This window comes from Streptomyces sp. NPDC016562 (genome assembly GCF_043076955.1).
Lineage (GTDB): Bacteria > Actinomycetota > Actinomycetes > Streptomycetales > Streptomycetaceae > Streptomyces.
Window position 1 is genome coordinate 545,003 of sequence record NZ_JBIBRZ010000003.1, and the last position, 22,668, is coordinate 567,670.

Sequence of the window (22,668 nt, forward strand, 5' to 3'; positions counted from 1 at the left end):
GCCGAGGACATGCGTGAGCCACTCACGCGGAGGAGAGGGGTTCGTCGGCGGCGGGTGAAGTACCCCTGCCGCCTTGCGACTCATCCAGTTCTACAGACCCCCGGGCGGCCTGGCAAAGGCCTCGCTTACTAGGTCCCATCGCAGTGAGGGCCCTGCGACCCCCGGGTGGGGAGGGCGGCATCCGCGCTGGTGGGAGCGGGACAAAGGGGTCGATACGGGGCCCTGGAGGGCTACTACCCGCCGTCGTATGTGACCTGGGTCCTATGGGGCGGGTCACCGTGGAGGCGTCTGAATCTCACGCTCAGTGTCCATATTGTCCCTTTTTTGGGTGTGGTCCGGCCCACTTCCCACCCCCGAATCGAAGGCGACGGCCGGGTCGAAGGCTGCTTTTCGCGTCGCCCGCCGCAGCGCCTTGAGGAGCGTGGCCCCCAGCGTGAGCGTCAGGACGACGGTCAGCACCGCCCGGCCCAGGTCCCAGCCCACCGAGGTCGCCAGGCAGTACGCGACGAACCGCGCCAGGTTCGCTGCGACCGGATCCCCCGGGTGGAAGGAGACGCCCTGGCCCATGCCCTGCAGGATCACCCAGCCCTGCAGGTTCATGACGGTGCCGTACGCGAACGAACCCGCGAAGCCGTACGCGGCCAGCATCAGCAGCTCCGCACGGCCCCGGATCCTCTCCGGGCCGGGCAGCAGACCGGCGCCCAGCGAGAACCAGCCCATGGCCAGCATCTGGAACGGCATCCACGGCCCGACCCCACCGGTGAGCAGGGCGGAGGCGAACATCGTGACCGAGCCGAGGACGAAGCCGAAGCCGGGGCCCAGGACGCGGCCGCTGAGCACCATCAGGAAGAACATGGGCTCCAGCCCGGCCGTGCCCGCGCCCAGCGGCCGTAGCGCAGCCCCGACGGCGGCGAGTACGCCGAGCATCGCCACGGCCTTGGCGTCCATGCCGTTGTCCGCGATGGTCGCGACGACCACGGCGACGAGGAGCGGCAGGAGCGCGGCGAAGAGCCAGGGGGCGTCCTGGGAGTGGGCGAGGCCCGACTGCCGGTCGGCGAGCAGGGGCCAGCCGAAGGCCGCGATGCCGATGAGGGTGACGAGGACGAGGGCGACGGCGGCGCGGGGGCCGATCCGTACGGGGCGGATGGGACGGGTGGGACGTACGGGGCGGGTCACCGGGTGCCTGCCAGGGCTTCGGCGACCTGGGCCACGGTGAGCCAGTGCCCGGGCGCGAGGATCTTCGCCACCTGGGGCGCGTAGGCGGGGGAGGAGACGACGACCTCGGCGGTCGGGCCGTCCGCCACGATCTCCCCGCCGGCCAGGATCACCACGCGGTGGGCCAGCTCGGCGGCGAGCTCCACGTCATGGGTGGCCAGGACGATGGCGTGGCCCTGGGCCGCGAGGGCGCGGAGGATCTCGACGAGGCGGGCCTTGGCGGCGTAGTCCAGGCCGCGGGTGGGTTCGTCGAGCAGGAGCAGGGCGGGGCGGCCGGTCAGGACCAGCGCCAGGGCCAGGGCCAGGCGCTGGCCTTCGGAGAGGTCGCGGGGGTGGATGGCGTCGGGGACGTCCGGAAGCAGGGCGCGGACGAGGTCCCGGCAGGTGCCGGGGGCCGCGCCGGCGTCGGAGTCGGCGGCGGCGCACTCGGCGGCGACGGTGTCGGCGTAGAGGAGGTCGCGGGGCTCCTGGGGGACGAGGCCGACGCGGCGCACCATCTCGGCCGGGGCCGTGCGGTGGGGGGTGCGGCCGCCGACGCTCACCTGGCCGGTGGTGGGGGCGAGCGTGCCGACGAGGGTGGCGAGGAGGGTGGACTTGCCGGCGCCGTTGCGGCCCATGAGGGCGACGATCTCGCCCGGCGCGACGGTCAGGTCGATGCCGTGCAGGATCTGGGCGGGGCCGCGGCGGAGGCCGAGGTCGCGGACGTGCGCAGGGCCTGCGGGGCTGGCACTGGTCCGGCCCGGCCTGGTCCGGCGGAGCAGGCGGGTGAGCAGGCCGGGTGCGGCGCCGCTGCTGGGGGCTCCGCCCCCAGACCCCCGCGCCTCAAACGCCGGCGGGGCTGGAAGGGTCGCCTCAAGCGCCGGCGGGGCTGGGTGGGTCGCCTCAAACGCCGGCGGGGCTGGATTCGAGGGCCGCTGTGGCGCCGCCGGGCGAAAATCCAGCCCCTCCGGCGTTTGAGGAGCGGGGTCCGGGGCGGAGCCCTGGGAGACGACGCCGCGGGCGGGCTCGGACAGTGGGGGTCCGGGCTCCGGTACGGGTGCCGAGGCCCCGGCGCGGGAAAGGCGGGCGCGGAGTGGGGTGGACAGGCGGCGGGCGTCGCGGACTGACAGGGGGAGGGGGGTCCAGCCTGCGAGGCGGCCCAGGGAGACCACCGGGGGGTGGACGGGGGAGATCGCCATGATGTCGGACGGGGTGCCGAGGACGGGGGCCGCGCCCGGGGACGGCAGGAGCAGGACCCGGTCCGCGTACTGCACCACCCGCTCCAGGCGGTGCTCCGCCATCAGGACCGTGGTGCCGAGGTCGTGGACCAGGCGCTGGAGCACCGCCAGGACCTCCTCAGCCGCCGCCGGGTCGAGGGCCGAGGTCGGCTCGTCGAGCACCAGGACCCGGGGGTGCGGGGTCAACACCGAGCCGATCGCGACGCGCTGCTGCTGACCGCCGGACAGGGTGGCGATGGGGCGGTCGCGCAGTTCGTTCAGGCCGAGCAGGTCGAGGGTCTCCTCCACGCGGCGGCGCATCACGGCCGGGGCCAGGCCGAGGGACTCCATGCCGTAGGCGAGCTCGTCCTCCACCACGTTCGTCACGAAGTGCGCGAGCGGATCCTGGCCCACCGTGCCCACCACGTCCGCGAGCTCGCGCGGCTTGTGCGTGCGCGTGTCGCGGCCCGCGACAGTGACCCGGCCGCGCAGGGTGCCCCCCGTGAAGTGCGGGACCAGCCCGGAGACGGCGCCCAGCAGCGTGGACTTGCCGACCCCGGACGGGCCGACCAGCAACGTCAGCTCGCCTTCGGGGATCTCCAGGTCGACGCCCTGGAGGGAGGCGGTGGACGCGCCCTCGTAGGTGACCGACACCTGCTCGAAGCGGATCACTGCGACGCCTCCTTGGGCGGTACGGGTGCCACGAAGGCGGGCAGCAGGCCGAGCAGGATCGCGGCGGCCGGCCACAGCGGCAGCGAGGGCGCCACCAGCGGGACCACCCCCGGGTGCAGGGCCGCCGGGTCGCGCGTCCCCGCGTGGATGAGGACGGCGGCGACGGCCGCGCCCGAGGCGGCGACCAGCCAGGCGCGCGGCCCCCACCGGTCGGGCCGGTAGCGGGTGCGCACCGAGCGGCGTCCGCCCAGGCGCAGGCCCGCGAGGGCCAGGGCCGCGCCGATGCCGAGTACGGGCAGCCCGTACGCGGCGCCCTGCGCGGCGAGCAGCCCGTACGTGCCCGCGCACATGCCGAGCAGACCCCCGAGGGTCAGGGCGTTGGTGGTGTGCCGGACGGCGGGCGGGACCTCGGCCGTGCGCCCGTACCCGCGGGCGTCCATCGACGCGGCGATCGCGACCGAGCGTTCCAGGGCGCCCTCCAGCACGGGCAGGCCGATCTGGAGGACGGCCTTGATCCCGCCGGTGGGGCGCCCGCGCAGCCGGCGGGCGGTGCGCAGACGCACGACGTCGGCGACCATGTTCGGCGCGAAGGTCATGGCGACGACCACGGCGACGCCCGCCTCGTACAGGGCGGCGGGCAGGGACTTCAGCAGCCGGGCCGGATTGGCGAGGGCGTTCGCGGCGCCGACGCAGACCAGGAGGGCGGCCAGCTTCGCGCCGTCGTAGAAGGCGAAGACCAGCTGCTCCGCCGTGACCCTCCCGCCGAAGCGGATGCCCTGCGCCCAGGCGGGCAGCGGGACCTCGGGGAGGGTGAACAGGACGTGCGAGCCGGGGATGGGGGAGCCCAGCAGCATGGAGAAGAGCAGGCGCAGGCCGATGACGAAGAGGCCGAGCTTGAGGAACGCCCCGTAGGAACGGGCCCAGGGGGCGCTGGTGCGGCGGGCCGCGACCACGTACCCGGCGACGCCCACGATCAGCCCGAGCAGCAGCGGGTTGGTGGTCCGGGACGCGGCGGTGGCGAGCCCGAGGGCCCACAGCCACCAGGCACCCGCGTGCAGGGCCGTGGCCCGGACGGCGTGCGGGGGGCTCCACCTGCTGTTCTCGTACGTCGACCGGGGCGGGGTGTCCGGCGCCGCGGGCGGGCTGCGCCGGGCCGGTGGTGTGGGGGCGGGTGCGGGGCCGTGGCCGGGGGCGCCGCCCCCGGACCCCCGCGGCGCCTTCGGGTCCGTCATCGTGCGCGGCGGCGGGACTGCCAGACGCCGGCCGCGGCCAGGGCGGCCACCGCCGCGATGCCCGCCAGCAGGCCCACCGACGGACCGGTGCCGGAGTCCGGGCCTGCGGCGGGGGCCGCGCCCGGGTCCGGGGTCTGCGCCCGGGCGGTGTCCTGCGGCGAGGAGATCGGCTCGCCGCAGCCCTGCTGCGGGTAGCCCGCGATCGCGCACAGCAGCGCCGCCCCGTTGTAGCGCAGCGGCTTGGCCACCGACGCCAGTGCCTCCGCGGCCGTGGCCTGCGGGGCTACCTGGGCGCAGGCCGTGCGGGGGCCTTCCTGCGGCGGGACCTCGCCCGCCGGGGCGTCCGCGGGCACGCCGAAGTCGATGACCAGCGCCACCCGCTTGGTGCCCTCGGCCGCAGGGGTCGCCCCGCAGACCGCCGCGAAGTCCGCCGCCGCCCGCGGCCGGGCCGCCTCGGCCCCGGCGTCCCGGCTCACCGCGAAGCGGAAGCCCTGCACGGAGCCGTCGGCCGGGCGGGCCAGCGAGGGGCCCGTGGTGGCGTACGACCAGGTCCCGCCGCCGGAGCCGCCGTCCCAGAACGACCAGTAGCGGTAGCTCGACGCCAGGGCCGGACCGGCGGCCAGGACGGCCAGGGCCATGCCGAGGGTCAAGGCCGCGCCGAGGGCCGAGGCCAGGGCCGGGAGGGAGGGACGGCGGCGGCGCATCAGAGCTGGTTCTTCTTCCGGCGGCCGCTCAGCAGGATGCCGATGCCCATGCCGGCCGCGGCGCCCGCGCCGATGATCCACCAGATGTTCTGGCCGCCGGAGGGCTTGTCGTCCTTCTCGTTCTCCACGCTGGTCGCGTCGGTGTCCGCGCCCTGCGGGGCCGGGCCGGTCGCGTTCAGCGCGGCGACCAGGTCGGTGCCGCCGAAGGACTTCGGGTCGGTGCCGGTGGCGTGTGCGGTCAGGATCAGGGTGCCCAGGGCCGCCGGGCTGTCCTTCGCCCACGCGGCCGAGTTCCCCTTGAGCCACTCCAGGGCGCCCGCCGCCGACTGCTTGTGCCCGGCCGCGGCCAGGGCGATCACCGCGTCGGCGGTGTTGCCGGTGTCCGGGGTGGGCTGGTCCGCGCCCGGGGTGACGGCCGTGAGGTGGCCGTCCTTCTTCAGCGCCTGGGCCAGGTAACCGGCCGCGCCCTGGGCGGCGGCCACCGGGTCGGCCGGGTCCGCCGCCGGGCAGGTCAGCGCTGCCGCGGGGGTGTCCGTACCGGAGGGGACGACGGCGGCGCCCTTGCCGAGGCCGGCCAGCGCCGCCGCGGCCGTCGCGTCGGCGTTGGCGAGGAGCTTGCCGTCGACGGGCTGGTACGCGAAGGCGCCCCGGTCGGCGGCCGGCTCGGCGGCGCAGCCCAGCTGGAAGGAGAGCAGGCCCGCGTACGCCGACTTGCCGGCCTTCGAGGTGACCTCGGCCGGCTTCTCGCCGGCCGCCGCGAGGGCGCTGATGACGATGCCGGTCGAGTTGGCGTCCGAACCGGTGTCCATGGCGCCGCCGGGGTTGCTGCTCCAGCCGCCGTCCGGGTTCTGCACGGACTTCAGCCAGCCCACCGCCTTCTTCACCGTCTCGTCGTGGCCGCCGAGCGCGGCCAGCGCCTGCACGGCCGCCGCGGTGGCGTTGGAGTCGATGTACGTCGAGGCGTCGCACTCCTTGGCGGTGTCCGCGCGGAAGGAGGGGAAGGAGCCGTTCGCGCACTGCTGGCCGGTCAGCCAGTCCACGGCCGGCGCGGCGGGCTTGACGCCGACGGTGTGCTGGGCGAGCAGCGCGAAGGACTGGCGCCACACGCCGTCGTAGGTGGGGTCGTTCTTGCCGTAGAGCCCGGAGGGGATGACCGGCGGCGCGGAGGGGGAGGGCGGCGCGGTGTCGGCGAGGGCTGCGGGGGCGACGCCCACGCAGAGCACGGCGGAGGCGGCGAGCGCGGCGGCGCTGCGACGGACGTTCATGGGGGCGGGTGCCTCTCCTGCTGGGGAACCGGAGGCAGGCACGCACAGGCACCGGGCTCCGGCTCCGTTTACCTCGACGGTGCCGGCCGCCGGGGACCCCGGCGGCGCGAGCCGCGCACTTCGGTACGGGGCGATCCGGCTTCCCGCCCGGGGTGCCGGGTGGGTCACGGTTGCGGGTCAGCGCCGGAATCGCACCGGCTTCCCCCCCCGTACGGGAGTGTGGACGACGGGCTCACTGTACCGGCCCGTAGCTTCCGTGCCCGGTGGCGCCGGGGGGCTGCGCCCCTTACCGGTCCCTCACAGCGCCCGGTACGTGACCGGGTCGCTGCCGGGGACCGCCTCCGCGCGGCCCTGCTTCACGAGGCGGCGCAGGTGGGCTTCGGCTTCCGAGACGGCGATGTTCCGCGAGCCGTACGGGATCTGCTCCCAGGGCCGGTTCCACTCCATCCGCTCCGCCAGCGCCCACGGCGTCAGCGGCCGGGCCAGCAGCCTCCACAGCCCGGTCAGCCGCTCCTCGTGGTGGTCCAGGAGCTCCCGTACGCGGCCCGGCGCGTCGGTGAAGGCGTGCTGGTGGGCCGGGAGGACCTCGGCGGGCCCCAGCCGGCCGATGCGTTCGAGGGAGTCGAGGTAGTCGCCGAGGGGGTCGGTGACGTGGGCGTCCTCCGGGGCCTCGTACAGGCCGATGTGGGGGGAGATCCCCGGCAGCAGGTGGTCCCCGGAGAAGAGGCGGCCGTTGCCCGGCAGGTGCGCCGGGTGCTCCTCCTCCAGGTGCAGGCAGACGTGGCCGGGGGTGTGGCCCGGGGTCCAGATCGCGCGCAGCCGGCGCCCGGCCAGCGGCAGCAGCTCGGCCGGGACGATCTCCCGGTCGGGGACGGCCGCGCGCAGCCCGGGCAGGGTCCGCATGCGGCTGCTCGCGCGGGCGGCGCGCATCGGCGCGATGTGTTCCTCGGGGGCTCCGGCGGCGGCGAGCTTCGCGCTCATGTAGTCGAACCAGACGCCGGGCTCCGAGGAGCGGGTGCGTACGACGACCTCGGTGTCGGCGGCGTGCATGGCGATCCAGGCGCCGGAGGCCTCGCGGACCTGGCCGGACAGCCCGTGGTGGTCGGGGTGGTGGTGGGTGATGACCACGCCGTGGACGTCGGCGACGGCGGTGCCGAGCGCGGCGAGGCCGGCGGTCAGGGCGTCCCAGGACGCGGGGTCGTCCCAGCCGGTGTCGACGAGGACCGGGCCGCGGTCGGTGTCGAGGACGTGGACGAGGGTGTGCCCGAGCGGGTTGTCGGGGATCGGCACCTTGATCCCCCAGACGCCTCCGCCGTGATCGGTGACCTGTGCCGTGTCCTGTGGCATGCGACCGTCCCCCCGCCTCTACAAGAACATGTTTCAGTAGTAGCCCAAGTCGACCACCTCCGGGGCTTTCTGACTAGTCGTTGGATCTTCCGTGCTCTTGCGCCCTCGCCGTGGACTCCTGGAACTAGAACTGGTATCAGTTCTGGAACGCCAAGCCGCAGGAGGCCTCAGCCATGACCGAGCTCGTGGAACACGGACAACTGTTCATCGGCGGGGAGTGGACGGATCCGCTGGGCACCGACACGATCCGGATCGTCTCCCCCCACACCGAGCAGGTCATCGGCTCCGTCCCGCACGCCTCCAAGGCGGACGTCGACCGCGCCGTGGCCGTCGCGCGCAGGGCGTTCGACGAGGGCCCCTGGCCGCGGATGACGCTGGACGAGCGGATCGCCGTCGTCACCCGCATCAAGGACGCCATCGCCGTCCGGCACGAGGAGATCGCCCGCTCGATCAGCTCCCAGAACGGATCCCCGTACTCCTGGAGCGTCCTGGCCCAGGCGCTGGGCCCGATGATGGTCTACGACGCCGCGATCACCGTGGCGCGCGCCTACCCGTACGAGGAGCACCGCGCGGGCGTCCTCGGCCCGATCCTCGTGCGCCGCGAGCCCGTCGGCGTCGTCGCGGCCGTCATCCCGTGGAACGTCCCGCAGTTCGTGGCCGCGGCCAAACTGGCGCCCGCCCTGCTCACCGGGTCCACGGTGATCCTCAAGCCCTCCCCGGAGGCCCCGCTCGACTCCTACATCCTCGCCGACATCGCCCGCGAGGCCGGCCTGCCCGAGGGCGTGCTGTCGATCCTGCCCGCCGACCGCGAGGTCAGCGAGTACCTGGTCGGCCACCCCGGCGTCGACAAGGTCGCCTTCACCGGCTCGGTCGCCGCCGGCCGGCGCGTGATGGAGGTGGCCGCGCGCAACCTCACCCGCGTCACCCTGGAACTCGGCGGCAAGTCCGCCGCCGTGATCCTGCCCGACGCGGACCTCGACGCGGCCGTCGCCGGGATCGTCCCGGCCGCCTGGATGAACAACGGCCAGGCGTGCGTGGCCCAGACCCGCGTCCTCGCCCCGCGCAGCCGCTACGAGGAGGTCGCCGAGGCGCTCGCCGCCGCGGCCGGGGCGCTGGTGGTCGGCGACCCGCTGGATCCCGCGACGCAGCTCGGGCCGCTGGTGGCCGAGCGCCAGCGCCAACGCTCCCTGGACTACATCCGCATCGGCCAGGAGGAGGGCGCCAAGGTCCTGTCGGGCGGCGGACGCCCGGCGGGCCTGGACCGGGGCTGGTACGTGGAGCCCACCCTCTTCGGGGACGTGGACAACTCCATGCGGATCGCCCGCGAGGAGATCTTCGGCCCGGTCGTCTGCCTGATCCCGTACGGGGACGAGGCGGAGGCGGTACGGGTGGCCAACGACTCCGAGTTCGGCCTCAGCGGCAGCGTCTGGACCGGCGACGTGGAGCACGGCATCGACTTCGGCCGGCGGATCCGCACCGGCACCTTCAACGTGAACACCTTCAGCCTGGACATGCTGGGACCGTTCGGCGGCTACAAGAACAGCGGCGTGGGGCGCGAGTTCGGCCCGGAGGGCCTGAGCGAGTACCTGGAGCACAAGATGATCCACCTGCCCGCCGGGTACACGGCGGGTACGGGCGAGGCGGGTGAGTGAGTGATGGGTGACCGCTGGCAGGTCGAGGTGGACCGGGGCGTCTGCATCGGCTCGGGCATGTGCGTCAACCACGCCCCGGACGGCTTCGTCCTGGACTCGGCGCGCCAGTCCCACCCCCGCGCCCCGCAGTCGGACGCGAGCGAGCCGGTCCTGGCGGCGGCGGAGGGGTGCCCGGTCGAGGCCATCCTGATCACCTTGGCCGGGACCGGGGAGGCGGTGTTCCCGCCGGAGGAGTAGATGAGGCGGACGGGGCGGTGGGGGCGCCGAAAGGGACCAGGCCCCCGCCCCGCCGGGCGGCGCCGCAGGTGACCGGCTGGTTCAGGACTTTTCTGGCGACGTCAGGTCGATCAGACGGCACACCGTCTCGATGTCGATCTTGACCTGGGCGATCGAGGCGCGGCCCGAGAGCCAGGTGATGAGCGCAGAGTGCCAGGTGTGTTCGATGACGCGGACCGCCGAGAGCTGCTGGGCCGTCGGCGGGGCCTCCAGGCCCATCGCGTCGAGGATGATCGCCGTGGTCAGCCGGGACACCGTGTCGACCTCGGGGCTCACGCTGCGGTCCGCGAAGGTCAGCGCCCGCACCATCGCGTCGGCCAGCTGCGGTTCCCGCTGGAGCGCGCGGAAGGCCCTCATCAGGGTCTCCGCGACCCGGGCCGCCGGGTCGTCCCCGGCCGGGGGGCGCTTGCGCAGCGTGGTGTGCATGTGCTGGAGCTGGTCCTGCATGGTGGCCACCAGCAGGTGCACCTTGGACGGGAAGTAGCGGTAGAGCGTGCCCAGCGCGACGCTGGAGGACTCCGCCACCTCGCGCATCTGGACGGCGTCGAAACCGCCCCGGCTGGCCAGCTGGGCGCTGGCGTGCAGGATCCGGCGTCGGCGTGCTTCCTGGCGCTCCGTCAGGGGAGGCGACGCCGGTGTGGTGACGGCCTTCACTTCCGCTGTCATGTGTCCCGTTCCGTGTCGTTGCGGGGCTGATCCGGGGCCAGCATGGCAGGCGTCGCATCCGTGGCGCGAATCACCTGCTCCACCTCTTACGGTGTGGTTTCCGGCCGGTAGATTCAATGGTCTTCGACGGATCAAGTCTGAAACTTGTTCTACATTATGCGAGCGGTTACGCTCCGGCGAAAGTTCAGCGAAAAGGGGGCGCGAGAGTGACCGCTGAGGCCATGGTGACGAGCCCTTTCGCGGGTGCCGCCACCGACGGCGACCGCCCGCTCCGCATCGCGCTCCTCACGTACAAGGGGAACCCGTTCTGCGGCGGCCAGGGCGTCTACGTCCGCCACCTCTCGCGTGAGCTCGTCCGCCTGGGCCACTCGGTCGAGGTCATCGGCGCGCAGCCCTACCCGGTGCTCGACACCGGCGCCACGCTCACCGAACTGCCGAGCCTGGACCTGTACCGCAGTCCCGACCCCTTCCGTACGCCCAAGCGCGACGAGTACCGGGACTGGATCGACGCCGTCGAGGTCGCCACCATGTGGACCGGCGGCTTCCCCGAACCCCTGACCTTCTCCCTGCGGGCCCGGCGCCACCTCGCCGCCCGCGCCGGTGAGTTCGACGTGGTCCACGACAACCAGACCCTGGGGTACGGCCTGCTCGGCGACCTCGGCGCGCCGCTGGTGACGACCATTCACCACCCCATCACCGTCGACCGGCAGCTGGACCTCGCCGCCGCGAAGGACCGCAAGAAGCGGCTCTCCGTACGCCGCTGGTACGGCTTCACCCGCATGCAGGGCCGCGTCGCCCGCCGGCTGCCGTCCGTCCTCACCGTCTCCGGATCCTCCAAGCAGGAGATCGCCGAGCACCTGGGCGTCCGCGACGAGCGCATCCACGTCGTGCACATCGGCGCCGACACCGACCTGTGGTCGCCGGACCCCTCCGTCGCGGAGGTGCCGGGGCGGATCGTCACCACCTCCAGCGCCGACGTGCCGCTCAAGGGGCTCGTCCACCTCGTCGAGGCGCTCGCCAAGCTGCGCACCGAGCAGCCCGACGCCCACCTCGTGGTCGTCGGCAAGCGCGCCGAGCGCGGGCCGGTCGCCCGCGCCATCGAGAGCTTCGGGCTCCAGGACGCCGTCCGCTTCGTCAAGGGCATCACCGACGCCGAGCTCGTCGACCTGGTGCGCAGCGCCCAGGTGGCCTGCGTGCCCTCGCTCTACGAGGGCTTCTCGCTCCCGGCCGCCGAGGCCATGGCCACCGGTACCCCGCTCGTCGCCACCACCGGCGGAGCGATCCCCGAGGTCGCGGGCCCCGACGGCGAGACCTGCCTCGCGGTGCCCCCGGGCGACGCGGGCGCCCTGGCCGGCGCGCTGGGCCGGATGCTGGGCGACCCCGAGCTGCGGGCCCGCCTCGGCGAGGCCGGGCGCGAGCGGGTCCTGGCCCGCTTCACCTGGGCCCGGGCCGCCGAGGGCACCGCCGCGCACTACCGCGCCGCCATCGAGCAGGCCGCCGCCCGGACCCGCCGCGCGAAGTGAGCCTCCGCCGCTCGTGCCCCTTGCGCTGCCCGCGCACCACCCTCTTCCTCCGCACCACTCTCCCCGTACACCCCCGCGACCGCGAAGGCAGGACCCCGTGCTGACCGTCGATTTCTCCCGGTTCCCGCTCGCCGCAGGCGACCGCGTGCTCGATCTGGGCTGCGGCGCAGGCCGGCACGCCTTCGAGTGCTACCGGAGAGGCGCCCAGGTCGTCGCCGTCGACCGCAACGGCGAGGAGATCCGCGAGGTCGCCAAGTGGTTCGCCGCCATGAAGGAGGCCGGTGAGGCCCCCGCCGGGGCCACCGCCACCGCCATGGAGGGCGACGCGCTGGCCCTGCCCTTCCCCGACGAGTCCTTCGACGTCGTCATCATCTCCGAGGTGATGGAGCACATCCCCGACGACAAGGGCGTGCTCGCCGAGATGGTGCGCGTGCTGAAGCCCGGCGGGCGCATCGCCATCACCGTGCCCCGCTACGGCCCCGAGAAGATCTGCTGGGCGCTCTCCGACGCCTACCACGAGGTCGAGGGCGGCCACATCCGCATCTACAAGGCGGACGAGCTGCTCGGCAAGATGAAGGCCGCGGGCCTCAAGCCGTACGGCACGCACCACGCGCACGGGTTGCACTCCCCGTACTGGTGGCTCAAGTGCGCCTTCGGCGTCGACAACGACCAGGCGCTGCCCGTCAAGGCGTACCACAAGCTCCTGGTCTGGGACATCATGAAGAAGCCGCTGGCCACCCGCCTCGCCGAGCAGGCCCTGAACCCGGTCATCGGCAAGAGCTTCGTGGCGTACGCGACCAAGCCCCACCTCCCCGTCGGCGCCGCCCTGTGACCTCGCCCGGGCGCACCGCACCCGAACACCTCGTCCTGGACGGCGTGCTGACCGCCGAGCAGGCCGCCGAGACGGTGGCGGGCATCCTCGCCGCGCAGCGGGAGGACGGGGCCATACCGTGGTTCCGCGGGCACCACCTGGACCCGTGGGACCACACCGAGGCCGCGATGGCGCTCGACGCCGCCGGTGAGCACGAGGCGGCCGAGCGCGCGTACGCGTGGCTGGCGCGCCACCAGAACCAGGACGGCTCCTGGTACGCGGCCTACGCCGACCGGCCGCAGGGGGTGGACACCGCCGAGCCGCAGGACGCCAGCCGGGAGTCCAACTTCACCGCGTACATAGCCGTCGGCGTGTGGCACCACTACCTCTCCACCGGCGACGACACCTTCCTGGACCGGATGTGGCCCGCCGTCTACGCGGCGGTCGAGTGCGTCCTGACGCTCCAGCAGCCGGGCGGCGAGATCGGCTGGAAGCGGGAGCCGGACGGCGCGGCCGTCACCGACGCCCTGCTCACCGGTTCCTCCTCCATCCACCAGGCGCTGCGCTGCGCACTGGCCATCGCCGAGCACCGCGAGGAGCCGCAGCCGGACTGGGAGCTCGCCGCGGGGGCGCTGCGGCACGCCATCCGCCGTCACCCGGAGCGGTTCCTCGACAAGAACCACTACTCGATGGACTGGTACTACCCGGTCCTCGGCGGGGCCCTGACCGGTGCCGAGGCCACGGCGCGCCTGAAGGACCGCTGGGACGAGTTCGTGGTCCCGGACCTGGGCGTGCGCTGCGTCCTGCCGAACCCGTGGGTCACGGGCGGCGAGTCCTGCGAGCTGGCGCTCGCGCTGTGGGCGACGGGGGAGTCCGACCGGGCGCTGGAGATCCTGCGCTCCATCACCCACCTGCGTGCGGACAACGGCATGTACTGGACGGGGTACGTGTTCCAGGACAAGGCCGTCTGGCCCGTGGAGCAGACCACCTGGACCGCCGGGTCCCTGCTGCTCGCCGTCGCGGCGCTGGGCGGGGACGAGGCCACGACCGCCGTGTTCGGCGGGACCGCGCTCCCGTCCGGGCTGGAGCCCGACTGCTGCGGTTGAGTTCCGTACGAACGGTCAGCGAAGGGCCTTCCCCCACCTGCTGTGGGGGAAGGCCCTTGGCCGTGGATCAGCGGCGGTACAGCCAGCCGGCGACGGCGTGTCCGACGAGGACGTAGACCACCGCGGCCACGCCGTAGCCGAAGACGACCTGGACCCATTCGCGGCTGAAGGTGAACAGGTCGTAGGACCAGCCGGCCAGCCATGAAGCGGTGTCATGGAAGAACTCCACCAGCTCGTTGCCGCGGTTGGCGTCCAGCAGGTAGAGCAGGATCCACAGGACGATCACGAAGGCGAGCACGTCCGCCACCAGTGCGACGGCCCGGCCTGCCTGATTGCTACCTCGGGCTTGTACTCGGGTGTGTGTGCGCATGTCCCGCGTCTTGCCGCCCCGGCCCGCGGCAAACCCGAACGGGTCCCCCAAGTCGCGGGCTCCCGGGGGCCGGGCGAGGCTGCGGGGGACACCAAAGTCCCCGGAGGAAGCCGTGTCCGTAGCCACGTCCACGACCGTTCGATTCCGTCGCGCCCTCACGGCGGTGGTGCTCTCCACCGCGCTGCTGGCCGGTGCCACCGCCTGCGGCGGCGGCGGGAGCAGCAGCGGGAGCTCGCGGGAGGAGCTCTCCGCCGCCTCGATGGGGGAGCTGGCCGCCCTCGCCGCCGCTGAGCCGGCCGCCGTCGAAGCCGACGAACGGGCCGCGGTGACGCCCTCGCCGAGCACCTCCGCCGAGCGGCAGAAGTTCGCCAAGACGCGCTTCGTCGCCAACGCGGGGCTCGCGGCCGGAGCCACGTACCAGTGGATCATCAAGCCGTACCGCGAGGGCAAGTTCAAGAAGGGCGCCAAGGGGCGCACCTTCGCCCTCATCAAGGCGGGCCTCGCGGGCGCGTTCGCGTACAACCGGCTGAAGGCCGCCGCCGACAACGCCAAGGGCGACCCGCTGCTGTCGAAGGCGATGGGGCCGCTGACGGCGAGCATCGACTCCCTCAAGGGCCTCGGCAGCAAGCTGCGCAAGGGCGAGGCGGGCGACGCCGACATCACCAACTTCGACAACGTCATCAAGGGCGTCAAGGAAGCGGGCAGGAACTCGGGCGCCGAGGTCGTCGACAAGGTCCCGAGCGCATCCGAGCTCGCGGGCTAGCACGGACTGGCACGGGCGAGCGCGGGCCGGCGGGGCCGGACCTGCTTCAATGGGCCCGTGATCGAGATCGTGGGGGTCGTCCTCGGGGCGGCCGGGGCCGGGTGGCTGCTGCGGCGCAAGCACCGCGCGCGGGTGGCCGCCGGGCCCGCGGCGGGCATCCCCGCCATGGCGCGGCAGCCGGCCGGCCAGGGCCGCTGGCGGCCGGGCCGGGTGTACGCCGACGGGGGCGCGGCCCGCTGGGTCCCGCAGCGCGGCGAGCCCCTGCCCCTGCCGGGCGCCCGGGCCACCGGCCTGCGCGTGCCGTCCGTGAAGGAGGGCATCTCCATCAACCCCGGCTCGCGGATCGTCACCTGCACCTACGAGGACGGCGGAAGCATCGAGATCGCCGTCATGCCCCTGGACGTACGCGAACTCCTGGCGGCCGTACCGCAGGCCGACCCGGGCACCCCCTCGACCTGATGCGCCGGAAGCCCCGGCCACCGCTGTGTGCGCGGTGGCCGGGGCTTCCGGTGTGCTGCGGGCCGGGTCAGCCCTGGGTGAAATAGCCGAACAGGTCGGTGATCACGTGGTTGCTGCCGCCGTAGCTGTTCCAGATGGTGACGCGACCGTCGCCGACGGGGCTGGTGACGTGGTTGGGCACGGTCTCACCGGCCCGCGTGTTGAGGCTGCTCGCCTCGGGGCGGGCCCCGCCGTGTGCGTACACGGTGAGGAAGCCGGGGCCCGTGGTCTCGGTGGCGGTGACGTTCAGGGCCGCGCCGAGCGCGTTCGCCGGGATCCCGGCGACGGTGGTGGTGGCGCCGGGGGCGAGCTTGCCGGTGGTGCGGGTGTCGGCGAGGCGGTTGGGGACGGCCGGGGTGAAGAGGGCCTTGCCGTCCTTGCCGTAGTAGCCGACCGCGTCCAGGATCAGGTGGGTGGAGCCGGAGTTGTTGTAGAGGGTGATGGTGCCGTCCGGTCCGACCGGGACGATCGCCTGGTTGGACTTGTCCTTGCCCGGTTCGAGGTTGAGGTTCGAGGTGATCGGACGCTTGGCCGGGTCCGGGTAGGCGATGACGTGGCTGTTCTCGGTCGCGCCGGTCCCGGTGAGGTTGAGGGCGACGGCCGTGGCGTCGGCAGGGATCCCGTTGACGCCGGCGACCTTCACCGTACGGGTCTGTCCGCCGCCCAGCGCGCCGCCCGTGATACGGGTGTCGACGACGCGGGTCGGGGCGAGCGGGGAGAACCGCTGCCCGGCGTTCGGCCGGTAGTAGCCGACGAAGTCCACAATGATGTGGGCCCGGCCGGCGTTGAGCTGGGCCAGGAGCTTGCCGTCGGCGCCGATCGGCACGGTGACGGTGTTGGAGGCGGTGCCGCCCGCCTTGATGTTGACGTTCGAGGTGACCGGGCGGGGCTGGCCCGAGGGCCAGACACTGAGGTGGGTCTCCTCGGTGGCGCCGGTGACCGTCACGTTCACGACTGCCGCGGACGCGCCGGCCGTGTGGCTCGGGCCCCAGCTGTAGTGGGCCACCGGCAGGGTGACGGGGGTGGCACTACCGCCCTGAACGGGGGAGTTGGTGGTGCGGGTGTCCAGTACGCGGAACGGGTCGAGGGCGACGTAGCCGGCCGGGGTGTAGGCGACCTGCACGGTCCGCTCGGTCGTGGAGGTGGCGCCCTTGACGTCCTGGAGCGTCATCGTCACCTTGTAAGCGCCGGGCTGCTTGTAGACGTGCCGGACGGTGTCCATCGGGTAGCGGGTCTCCTTGGCCCCGTCACCGTAGTCCACGTCCATGCGCTCGATCGGCCACGGACTGGCGGAGCTCCGCGGGTCCACCTCGATGGCCAGCGGGGCGACGAACTCGCCCGGGGTCTCGGCGCCCGGCAGATACGGCTGTGCGGTGAAGGCCGCGCTCAGCGGAGCGGCCGGGGTCACCTTGGCCGTCTTCAGGGCCTGGACCTGCTGCCCGGCGACATTGACCGCCACCACCTTGACCGTGCATTCGCACGGCGCGCTGTACACGTGCTCGGCGGTGGTCGCCCCGGTGATGACGGGGGTGGTGCCGTCGCCGAAGTCGTACTGGTAGGTGAGTGCGGCGGCCCAGGTGCTCACCGGGGTGGCCTTGGCCTTCACCGTGGTGCCGACCGGTGCCCACGCCTGTTCGAGCTCCAGGCCGACGCTGCTCAGATCGTCCTGCGTCTCGCGGGAGCCGCGGTCGATGTACCCGCCGTCCTTACCTGTGTTGGGGATACGCGGATCGTCGCCGACGGGCTGCCCGAGGAAGTCCGTGAGCAGTACGCCCGGCGCCGTCGGGTCGCCGGAGTCGACGGTGGGGGACCCGTCCCACGGTCCGACGCCCGCCCGGGACGGGCTCAGGATGTCGTGACCGCCCTGGCCGGTCGCGGCGTACAGGGCCGCCTGGTCCCTATAGGCGGCGCCGGCCCAGGTGTAGGCCACCTGTGCATCGCTGAACGGACCGGTGACCACGTTGTAGTCGGCGCGGGTGCCGGAGACCGCGGTCTGCGCCACCTGGATGCCGTAGCGCGGACCGGGTGCCGGGCACTCGCCGTCGGCCTCGGTGTGGATCACGTTGTTGAACAGGGCCGAGGCCGTGGATCCGCCGCCGAGGGTGACGGTCGCATCGCAGTCGGCGTAGACCGTGTTGTTGGTGACGACCGTGCCGGGGGCGTCGAACGCGGTGACCGCCGCGTTGGCGTAGCCGTGGATCTCGTTACGGCTCAAAACGGTCTCCCGCGCGCCCACGATCCGGACGGAGGTGCGCACCCGGCTGCGGAGCAGGCGCACGTCCGCGCTGCCGCCGTCGACCGTGACGGGGCCGGTGCCGTTGATGGCGTGGATGTGTTCCAGCTCGATGTCGGTGGAGCCGGTGACGGTGAGGCCGGCCTTGGTCACCAGCCCGCGGACCACCACGTGGGAGGTGCCGCTGATGGTCAGACTCCTGCCCTCCGCCAACTGGAAGGAGCCCTTACCCGACATGCCACCAACGAAGGCGATCGGCTTGCCGGGCTGCCCGGCCCGCCGGATGGTGACGGCTTCGTCTTACGGCGTGCCCGACAGGATGTGCACGGTCTGGCCCGGCAGAACGCGCTGGGCCGCGGTCGAGATCGTGCAGAAGGGCGCGTCGGGCGAACCGGGCCCGCTGTCGGAGCAGTTGGCATCCGCGGCATGGTTCACGTAGAGGGGAGAAGGGGTTTCGGCAGCGGCGGCCGCGGCGGCCGGCATGCCGAGCAGAAAGGTGAGGCCCGCGGTCAGCAGAACCGTCGCACGACTGGGACGCAACAGGAGGGTTCCTTCGAGCAGAAGAGACAGAGGTCGGCGGGTGTGGCGCTTCGCGACCGGCGTGCGGTCGATCCCCCACGGCGTCAGACGCGCCGGGCCCGCTGACGGTTCATCATCCACTGCCAGTCAGTAACTGTCACGTCGGATAATCGCGCCAATAGTGCCCCTATCCCACAGCACTAGCTGTTGAGTTCCGCCAGGACGCGCAGGGTGTGGGGGTCCGGGGCCGTGAGGAGGAGGTCGGTGACCGGGCCCTTGCGCCACAGGTCCAGGCGTTCGGCGATGCGCTCGCGGGGGCCGATCAGTGAGATCTCGTCGGCGAACGCGTCCGGGACGGCGAGGACGACCTCCTCCTTGCGTCCGGCGAGGAACAGCTCCTGGATGCGGCGGGCCTCCTCCTCGTAGCCCATCCGGGCCATCAGGTCGGCGTGGAAGTTGCGGGCCGCGTGGCCCATGCCGCCGATGTAGAAGCCGAGCATCGCCTTGACCGGCAGGAGGCCCTCCGCGACGTCGTCGCAGACCTTGGCCCGGGCCATCGGGGCGATCATGAAGCCGTCGGGCAGGTCGGTGAGCGCGGCCCGGTAGACGTCCGTGCGGGTCGGTGACCAGTACAGGGGGAGCCAGCCGTCCGCGATGCGGGTGGTCTGGGCGATGTTCTTCGGGCCCTCCGCGCCGAGCAGGAGCGGCAGGTCGGCCCGCAGCGGGTGGGTGATCGGCTTGAGGGGTTTGCCGATGCCGGCGCCGTCCGCGCCGCGGTACGGGTGGCTGTGGAAGCGGCCCTCCAGTGCGACGGGGCCCTCGCGGCGCAGCACTTGGCGGATGACGTCGACGTACTCGCGCGTCGCGGTGAGCGGGCTCGCGGGGAAGGGCCGGCCGTACCAGCCCTCGACCACCTGCGGCCCGGACAGGCCCAGGCCCAGCATCATCCGGCCGCCGGAGAGGTGGTCCAGGGTCAGGGCGTGCATGGCGGTGGCGGTGGGGGTGCGCGCGGCCATCTGCGCGATCGCCGTGCCGAGGCGGATGCGGGAGGTGTGCGCGGCGATCCAGGTCAGCGGGGTGAAGGCGTCCGAGCCCCAGGCCTCCGCCGTCCACACCGAGTCGTAGCCGAGGCTCTCGGCCAGGAGGGCGAGGTCGAGGTGGGCGGGGTGGGGGCCGCGGCCCCAGTAGCCGAGTGCGAGTCCTAGGCGCATGGTCGGTCCCCTCCGCGAGGCGTTCGCGCTCCCCACCGCATCTGACGGTGCGTCAGGTGACTGTAGGGCAACGGCCCCCCGCCCGGAAGGGCGGGGGGCCGTTGCCGTCGGGTCTGCGCTTCAGCCGCGCTGGATGCCCGAGGTGTCGTTCAGGATGCCGCGGCGGCCGTCCTGGGTCTGGGCGATCAGGGTGGCCGGGCCGCGCTGTTCCACGGCCAGGTACCAGGTGCCCGGGGCGAGCTCGGCGATCGGGGTGGGGGAGCCGTCCTCGGCGAAGAGGGGGCGGGCCACCGGAACGGCGAACCAGAACGGCGAGAAGTCCGCCGCCGGGGCGGGCGCCGGGGTCGGCGTCGCGGCCGGACCCTGGTGGGCGTCCTGCGGGGTGCCGCCGTACGGCGGGGCCGGCTGCGGGGTGGAGCCGTACGGCTGCTGCTGGCCGCCCGGGTAGCCGTACCCGGCACCCGGCTGCGGCTGTCCCCCGTACGGCGGGACCGCGGCCGGCTTCGGCTCCGGGACGAGCTGGCCCGCGAGCGCCGGCACCTTGGCGCCGAAGAGGGCGACACCGGCCAGGGCCAGCGTGGCGAGGAAGGCGATGATCGCGCCCGCGCCCAGGTCGAGCCGGGACGGGCAGGTGATCAGGGCCCACAGCGCGGACCAGGCCGCCGAGACCGCGAGTGCGCTGCCCCACGCCGACAGCGGCAGGCCCAGCACCTTGCGGGTCTCCGGCTGGAAACGGCCGGCGATGAGCAGCCCGACCGCGATGAAGCCCATGAGGAAGACCGTGGGGAGCACCAGGGCGTAGGCGTCGGTGTCCCACGCGTTCGGCAGGTCGGCGCCGGTCAGGGAGTAGAAATCGAGGAACGAGGCGATGAACAGCAGCACCGCTGCTCCGATCACCACGCCGTCGCCTCGAGTGAGGGAGCGGATGTTCACGTCTTAGGTGTCCTTCTCGGTCTCGGTCGTCTCGTGGTGCCGCATGCGCAGACCATGCCCGGAGCGGGCGGGCGGGCACCATGGTACGGAGGTTCCGCGCAGCCGAGAGGATCGGGGCGCTGACCAAGTCCCGGCGGGACTCCCGGGGGGACTACCCCCCGAGGAAGCCGACGATGCCGTCCGCGATGCCCTGGGCCGCCTTTTGGCGCCACTGCGGACTCGTCAGCTGCGCCGCGTCCTTGGCATCACGCATGTTGCCGCATTCGATGAACACCTTGGGCCGGGTCGACAGGTTCAGTCCGCCCAGATCGTCGCGGACGACCAAACCCGTGCCGCCGCCGAGGTAGTTGGCGGGCGCCGAGCCGGTGGTGCGGGCGAAGTTCCCGGCGATGCGCTCGCCGAGCTCGCGCGAGGGCCCGACGATCGGCGCGGTGTCGGCGCCGCCGCCCTTGACCTTGGCCGGGAGGATCACGTGGAAGCCGCGGTTGCCCGCGGAGACGCCGTCGGCGTGGACGGACACCACGGCGTCGGCGTGCGCCTCGTTGCCGATGCGGGCGCGTTCGGTGATGCAGGGCCCCCAGGGGCGGTCGGCCTGGTGGGTGAGGGCGACCTTGACGCCCTGGGCCTCCAGGATGGCCCGCAGGCGCTGGGAGACGTCGAGGGTGAACTCGGCTTCCATGTAACCGGAGTTGGTTGTCGTGCCGGTGGTGTCGCACTCCTTGCGGCCCGTACCGATGTCCACCTGCTGGTCGATCTCGGCGGTGTGCTGGAAGTTGCCGGTGTTGTGGCCGGGGTCGATGACCACCGTCTTGCCGGCGAGCGGACCCTTGGCGGGCGCGGCAGCGGTGGTGCTCGCGCTCGCACTCGGGCTCGTACCGGCGTCCGCGCTCGGCGTGGCCGTGGCCCCCGGCTTCGCGTCGCGCTGGCCCGGTGACAGTGCCGAGTGCGATGCGGGCAGCGGGAGCAGCCGGGGCTGCTGCCCGTCCGGCCCGGCCCCGGCCAGCACCTGGGTCACCACCCAGCCCGCCAGACAGGCCGGGGCGATCGCGGCGGCCGCGACGACCAGGGTGGAGCGACGCATGAACCACGGCCGGTCCGGACTGACCGACGCGGCGGACTCGGGGGGCGGGGGAGTGTCGTCGTTGGGCACGCCGCGATGCTAGACGGAGGGCCCCGCCCGATATAGACACTGCGCCATCCGAGGGCGCGGTGCGCTTATATGAGGGGAGCGTCGTCCCCCCCGTCGGTAGATTCCAGCATTCGCCGCGAGCTACCGGAGGGATCCGTACATGTCTGATACCAGCGCAGTCGGCTCAGGGACCGAGACCGATCGGGGCCTCCTCTTCCGGGGGAGCGACGTCGAGGAACTCAGTGACCTGATAAGCGCGCGGTTCGCGCCCCATCGATTATCGGTTCTGGCCGGTCATCCGCTCGACGGCCGTTTCCGGTCTGTCCATGAAGGGGCGCTGGCGGTGTACGAGCTGGGGTACGGCGCGGAGGTCGATGTCACGCCCGGAGTGCCGCTGGACTTCTACAACATCCACGTCCCACTCGCCGGCGACGGCACCGTGACCATGAACGGAAAGACGCTCGCCTCCCCGCTCAGCATCGCGGGACCGGAGCAGAAGCTGTCGATGCGCTGGAGCCACGACAGCGTGAACCGGGCTTTGATCATCCCGCGCCAGATCATCGATCAGGCCCTTGCCGTCCGGCTCGGCGACATGCCCCAGAGGCCCGTTGACTTCGTTCCGGTCCTGGACGACCGGGCGGGCCCGGTGAAGGCGTGGCTGAGCGTGGTGGAGCACTTCACCGAGTTCACCGACTCCCCCCTCGCCGCCCGTTCGCCCATGTCGGTACAGCAATTCGAGCGACTCCTCGTGGACGGTTTGCTGGACGCACAGCCTCACGTGCTCAGTGAAGCAGTGTCCGGCCGCTGCTGCGCAGCCCTGCCCAGCGCCGTACGCCGCGCCGCGAACTTCTGCGCCGAACACGCCGGCGAACCCATCTCGGTGGCCGATATGGCTCAGGCCGCCCGGGTCGGCGTGCGGAGTCTGCGAGAGGGCTTCCGGACGCACATGGCCACCACCCCGCTGGCGTATCTGCGCAGTGTGAGGCTGGACCTCGCGCGTCGCGATCTCCAGGCCGTCGGCGAGGGCCACGCGTCGAAGACGGTCACCGATGTGGCCCTGCGCTGGGGGTTCACCCACTTGGGCCGATTCGCCGGCCACTATCGCAATGCGTACGGGGAGACCCCTTCGCAGACGGTGCGCAGCGCCCGTTGCGTCCGGTGAAACCGGGGGGCCGGGCGCTGCGCTATCCGGAAACGTGTCGGCGTCCCGCCGAAAGCGGATAGCTGCACGACTCGCGCCAGGGTCATGCTGTGGTCCTGCCGGCCTGGGTCACCCCCGAGGCCCGCACGCGACGCATCTTCGTACGGCCCACATCCAACGGGGCTCGGCGGGATGCCCTCACGGCC

Annotated in this window: 21 protein-coding genes and 1 riboswitch; of the genes, 8 read left to right on the top strand and 13 right to left on the bottom strand. The window is 73.2% G+C overall.

What is annotated here, in order from left to right; all coding sequences use genetic code 11:
* Positions 1 to 273: 273 nt before the first annotated feature.
* From ACF059_RS17615 to ACF059_RS17640, 6 genes are all read right to left on the bottom strand, one after another.
* Positions 274 to 1,176: an ECF transporter S component gene (locus ACF059_RS17615; RefSeq protein ID WP_392057712.1), complete on the bottom strand. Its 903-nt coding sequence runs from the start codon at positions 1,174 to 1,176 to the stop codon at positions 274 to 276.
* Positions 1,173 to 3,083 (bottom strand): ATP-binding cassette domain-containing protein, encoded by a 1,911-nt coding sequence (locus tag ACF059_RS17620; protein ID WP_392057716.1) that lies wholly within the window; start codon positions 3,081 to 3,083, stop codon positions 1,173 to 1,175. The genes ACF059_RS17615 and ACF059_RS17620 overlap by 4 nt, the downstream gene beginning before the upstream one ends.
* Positions 3,080 to 4,315, bottom strand: coding sequence for an energy-coupling factor transporter transmembrane component T (locus ACF059_RS17625; protein ID WP_392057719.1), 1,236 nt, complete (start codon positions 4,313 to 4,315; stop codon positions 3,080 to 3,082). Before ACF059_RS17625 ends, ACF059_RS17620 begins: the two co-directional genes overlap by 4 nt.
* Positions 4,312 to 5,019 carry an SCO2322 family protein gene (locus tag ACF059_RS17630; RefSeq protein ID WP_392057722.1) on the bottom strand — a complete coding sequence of 236 codons (708 nt, stop codon included), beginning with the start codon at positions 5,017 to 5,019 and terminating at the stop codon, positions 4,312 to 4,314. Before ACF059_RS17630 ends, ACF059_RS17625 begins: the two co-directional genes overlap by 4 nt.
* On the bottom strand, positions 5,019 to 6,284 hold the full coding sequence (locus tag ACF059_RS17635) for a prenyltransferase/squalene oxidase repeat-containing protein (RefSeq protein ID WP_392057725.1): 1,266 nt from the start codon (positions 6,282 to 6,284) through the stop codon (positions 5,019 to 5,021). The genes ACF059_RS17630 and ACF059_RS17635 overlap by 1 nt, the downstream gene beginning before the upstream one ends.
* 128 nt (positions 6,285 to 6,412) lie before the next feature.
* Positions 6,413 to 6,489: riboswitch (cobalamin riboswitch) on the bottom strand.
* 92 nt (positions 6,490 to 6,581) lie between these two features.
* On the bottom strand, positions 6,582 to 7,631 hold the full coding sequence (locus tag ACF059_RS17640) for an MBL fold metallo-hydrolase (protein WP_392057728.1): 1,050 nt from the start codon (positions 7,629 to 7,631) through the stop codon (positions 6,582 to 6,584).
* 173 nt (positions 7,632 to 7,804) lie between these two features.
* On the opposite strand from ACF059_RS17640, the gene ACF059_RS17645 reads away from it, so the two are divergent.
* Both ACF059_RS17645 and ACF059_RS17650 read left to right on the top strand, forming a co-directional pair.
* Complete coding sequence (locus tag ACF059_RS17645; protein WP_392057731.1) at positions 7,805 to 9,283, top strand: aldehyde dehydrogenase; 1,479 nt, start codon at positions 7,805 to 7,807, stop codon at positions 9,281 to 9,283.
* Between the two features lie 3 nt (positions 9,284 to 9,286).
* Positions 9,287 to 9,520, top strand: a complete 234-nt coding sequence (locus ACF059_RS17650) for a ferredoxin (RefSeq protein ID WP_360897796.1) — start codon at positions 9,287 to 9,289, stop codon at positions 9,518 to 9,520.
* Between the two features lie 81 nt (positions 9,521 to 9,601).
* Here ACF059_RS17650 and ACF059_RS17655 read toward each other — a convergent pair whose 3' ends face one another.
* On the bottom strand, positions 9,602 to 10,225 hold the full coding sequence (locus ACF059_RS17655; protein ID WP_360897798.1) for a TetR family transcriptional regulator: 624 nt from the start codon (positions 10,223 to 10,225) through the stop codon (positions 9,602 to 9,604).
* A 206-nt stretch (positions 10,226 to 10,431) separates the two neighbouring features.
* Here ACF059_RS17655 and ACF059_RS17660 point away from each other — a divergent pair, with 206 nt between their 5' ends.
* The 3 genes from ACF059_RS17660 to ACF059_RS17670 all read left to right on the top strand — a co-directional run bounded on the left by ACF059_RS17660 (position 10,432) and on the right by ACF059_RS17670 (position 13,665).
* Positions 10,432 to 11,748, top strand: a complete 1,317-nt coding sequence (locus tag ACF059_RS17660; protein WP_392057734.1) for a glycosyltransferase family 4 protein — start codon at positions 10,432 to 10,434, stop codon at positions 11,746 to 11,748.
* Between the two features lie 97 nt (positions 11,749 to 11,845).
* Positions 11,846 to 12,580, top strand: coding sequence for a class I SAM-dependent methyltransferase (locus tag ACF059_RS17665; RefSeq protein WP_360897802.1), 735 nt, complete (start codon positions 11,846 to 11,848; stop codon positions 12,578 to 12,580).
* Entirely contained in the window at positions 12,577 to 13,665 is a 1,089-nt protein-coding gene (locus ACF059_RS17670; RefSeq protein WP_392057738.1) for a prenyltransferase, read from the top strand. The genes ACF059_RS17665 and ACF059_RS17670 overlap by 4 nt, the downstream gene beginning before the upstream one ends.
* Positions 13,666 to 13,732: 67 nt before the next feature.
* Here ACF059_RS17670 and ACF059_RS17675 read toward each other — a convergent pair whose 3' ends face one another.
* Positions 13,733 to 14,035, bottom strand: coding sequence for a hypothetical protein (locus ACF059_RS17675; RefSeq protein ID WP_392057741.1), 303 nt, complete (start codon positions 14,033 to 14,035; stop codon positions 13,733 to 13,735).
* A gap of 112 nt (positions 14,036 to 14,147) precedes the next feature.
* Between ACF059_RS17675 and ACF059_RS17680 the strand changes: the two genes are divergently transcribed.
* Positions 14,148 to 14,798 carry a hypothetical protein gene (locus tag ACF059_RS17680; RefSeq protein WP_392057744.1) on the top strand — a complete coding sequence of 217 codons (651 nt, stop codon included), beginning with the start codon at positions 14,148 to 14,150 and terminating at the stop codon, positions 14,796 to 14,798.
* 57 nt (positions 14,799 to 14,855) lie between these two features.
* Positions 14,856 to 15,257, top strand: coding sequence for a hypothetical protein (locus ACF059_RS17685; RefSeq protein WP_392057747.1), 402 nt, complete (start codon positions 14,856 to 14,858; stop codon positions 15,255 to 15,257).
* Positions 15,258 to 15,324: 67 nt separating this feature from the next.
* Here ACF059_RS17685 and ACF059_RS17690 read toward each other — a convergent pair whose 3' ends face one another.
* From ACF059_RS17690 to ACF059_RS17710, 5 genes are all read right to left on the bottom strand, one after another.
* Positions 15,325 to 17,766 (bottom strand): PKD domain-containing protein, encoded by a 2,442-nt coding sequence (locus ACF059_RS17690; protein ID WP_392057750.1) that lies wholly within the window; start codon positions 17,764 to 17,766, stop codon positions 15,325 to 15,327.
* 63 nt (positions 17,767 to 17,829) lie between these two features.
* Positions 17,830 to 18,189 carry a hypothetical protein gene (locus ACF059_RS17695; protein ID WP_392057753.1) on the bottom strand — a complete coding sequence of 120 codons (360 nt, stop codon included), beginning with the start codon at positions 18,187 to 18,189 and terminating at the stop codon, positions 17,830 to 17,832.
* A gap of 59 nt (positions 18,190 to 18,248) precedes the next feature.
* Complete coding sequence (locus ACF059_RS17700) at positions 18,249 to 19,259, bottom strand: LLM class F420-dependent oxidoreductase (RefSeq protein WP_392057756.1); 1,011 nt, start codon at positions 19,257 to 19,259, stop codon at positions 18,249 to 18,251.
* Positions 19,260 to 19,379: 120 nt separating this feature from the next.
* Positions 19,380 to 20,192 (bottom strand): hypothetical protein, encoded by an 813-nt coding sequence (locus ACF059_RS17705; protein ID WP_392057759.1) that lies wholly within the window; start codon positions 20,190 to 20,192, stop codon positions 19,380 to 19,382.
* A gap of 151 nt (positions 20,193 to 20,343) precedes the next feature.
* Positions 20,344 to 21,342 (bottom strand): N-acetylmuramoyl-L-alanine amidase, encoded by a 999-nt coding sequence (locus tag ACF059_RS17710; protein ID WP_392057762.1) that lies wholly within the window; start codon positions 21,340 to 21,342, stop codon positions 20,344 to 20,346.
* A gap of 139 nt (positions 21,343 to 21,481) precedes the next feature.
* Here ACF059_RS17710 and ACF059_RS17715 point away from each other — a divergent pair, with 139 nt between their 5' ends.
* Positions 21,482 to 22,483 (top strand): AraC family transcriptional regulator, encoded by a 1,002-nt coding sequence (locus ACF059_RS17715; protein WP_392057765.1) that lies wholly within the window; start codon positions 21,482 to 21,484, stop codon positions 22,481 to 22,483.
* Positions 22,484 to 22,668 lie beyond the last annotated feature (185 nt).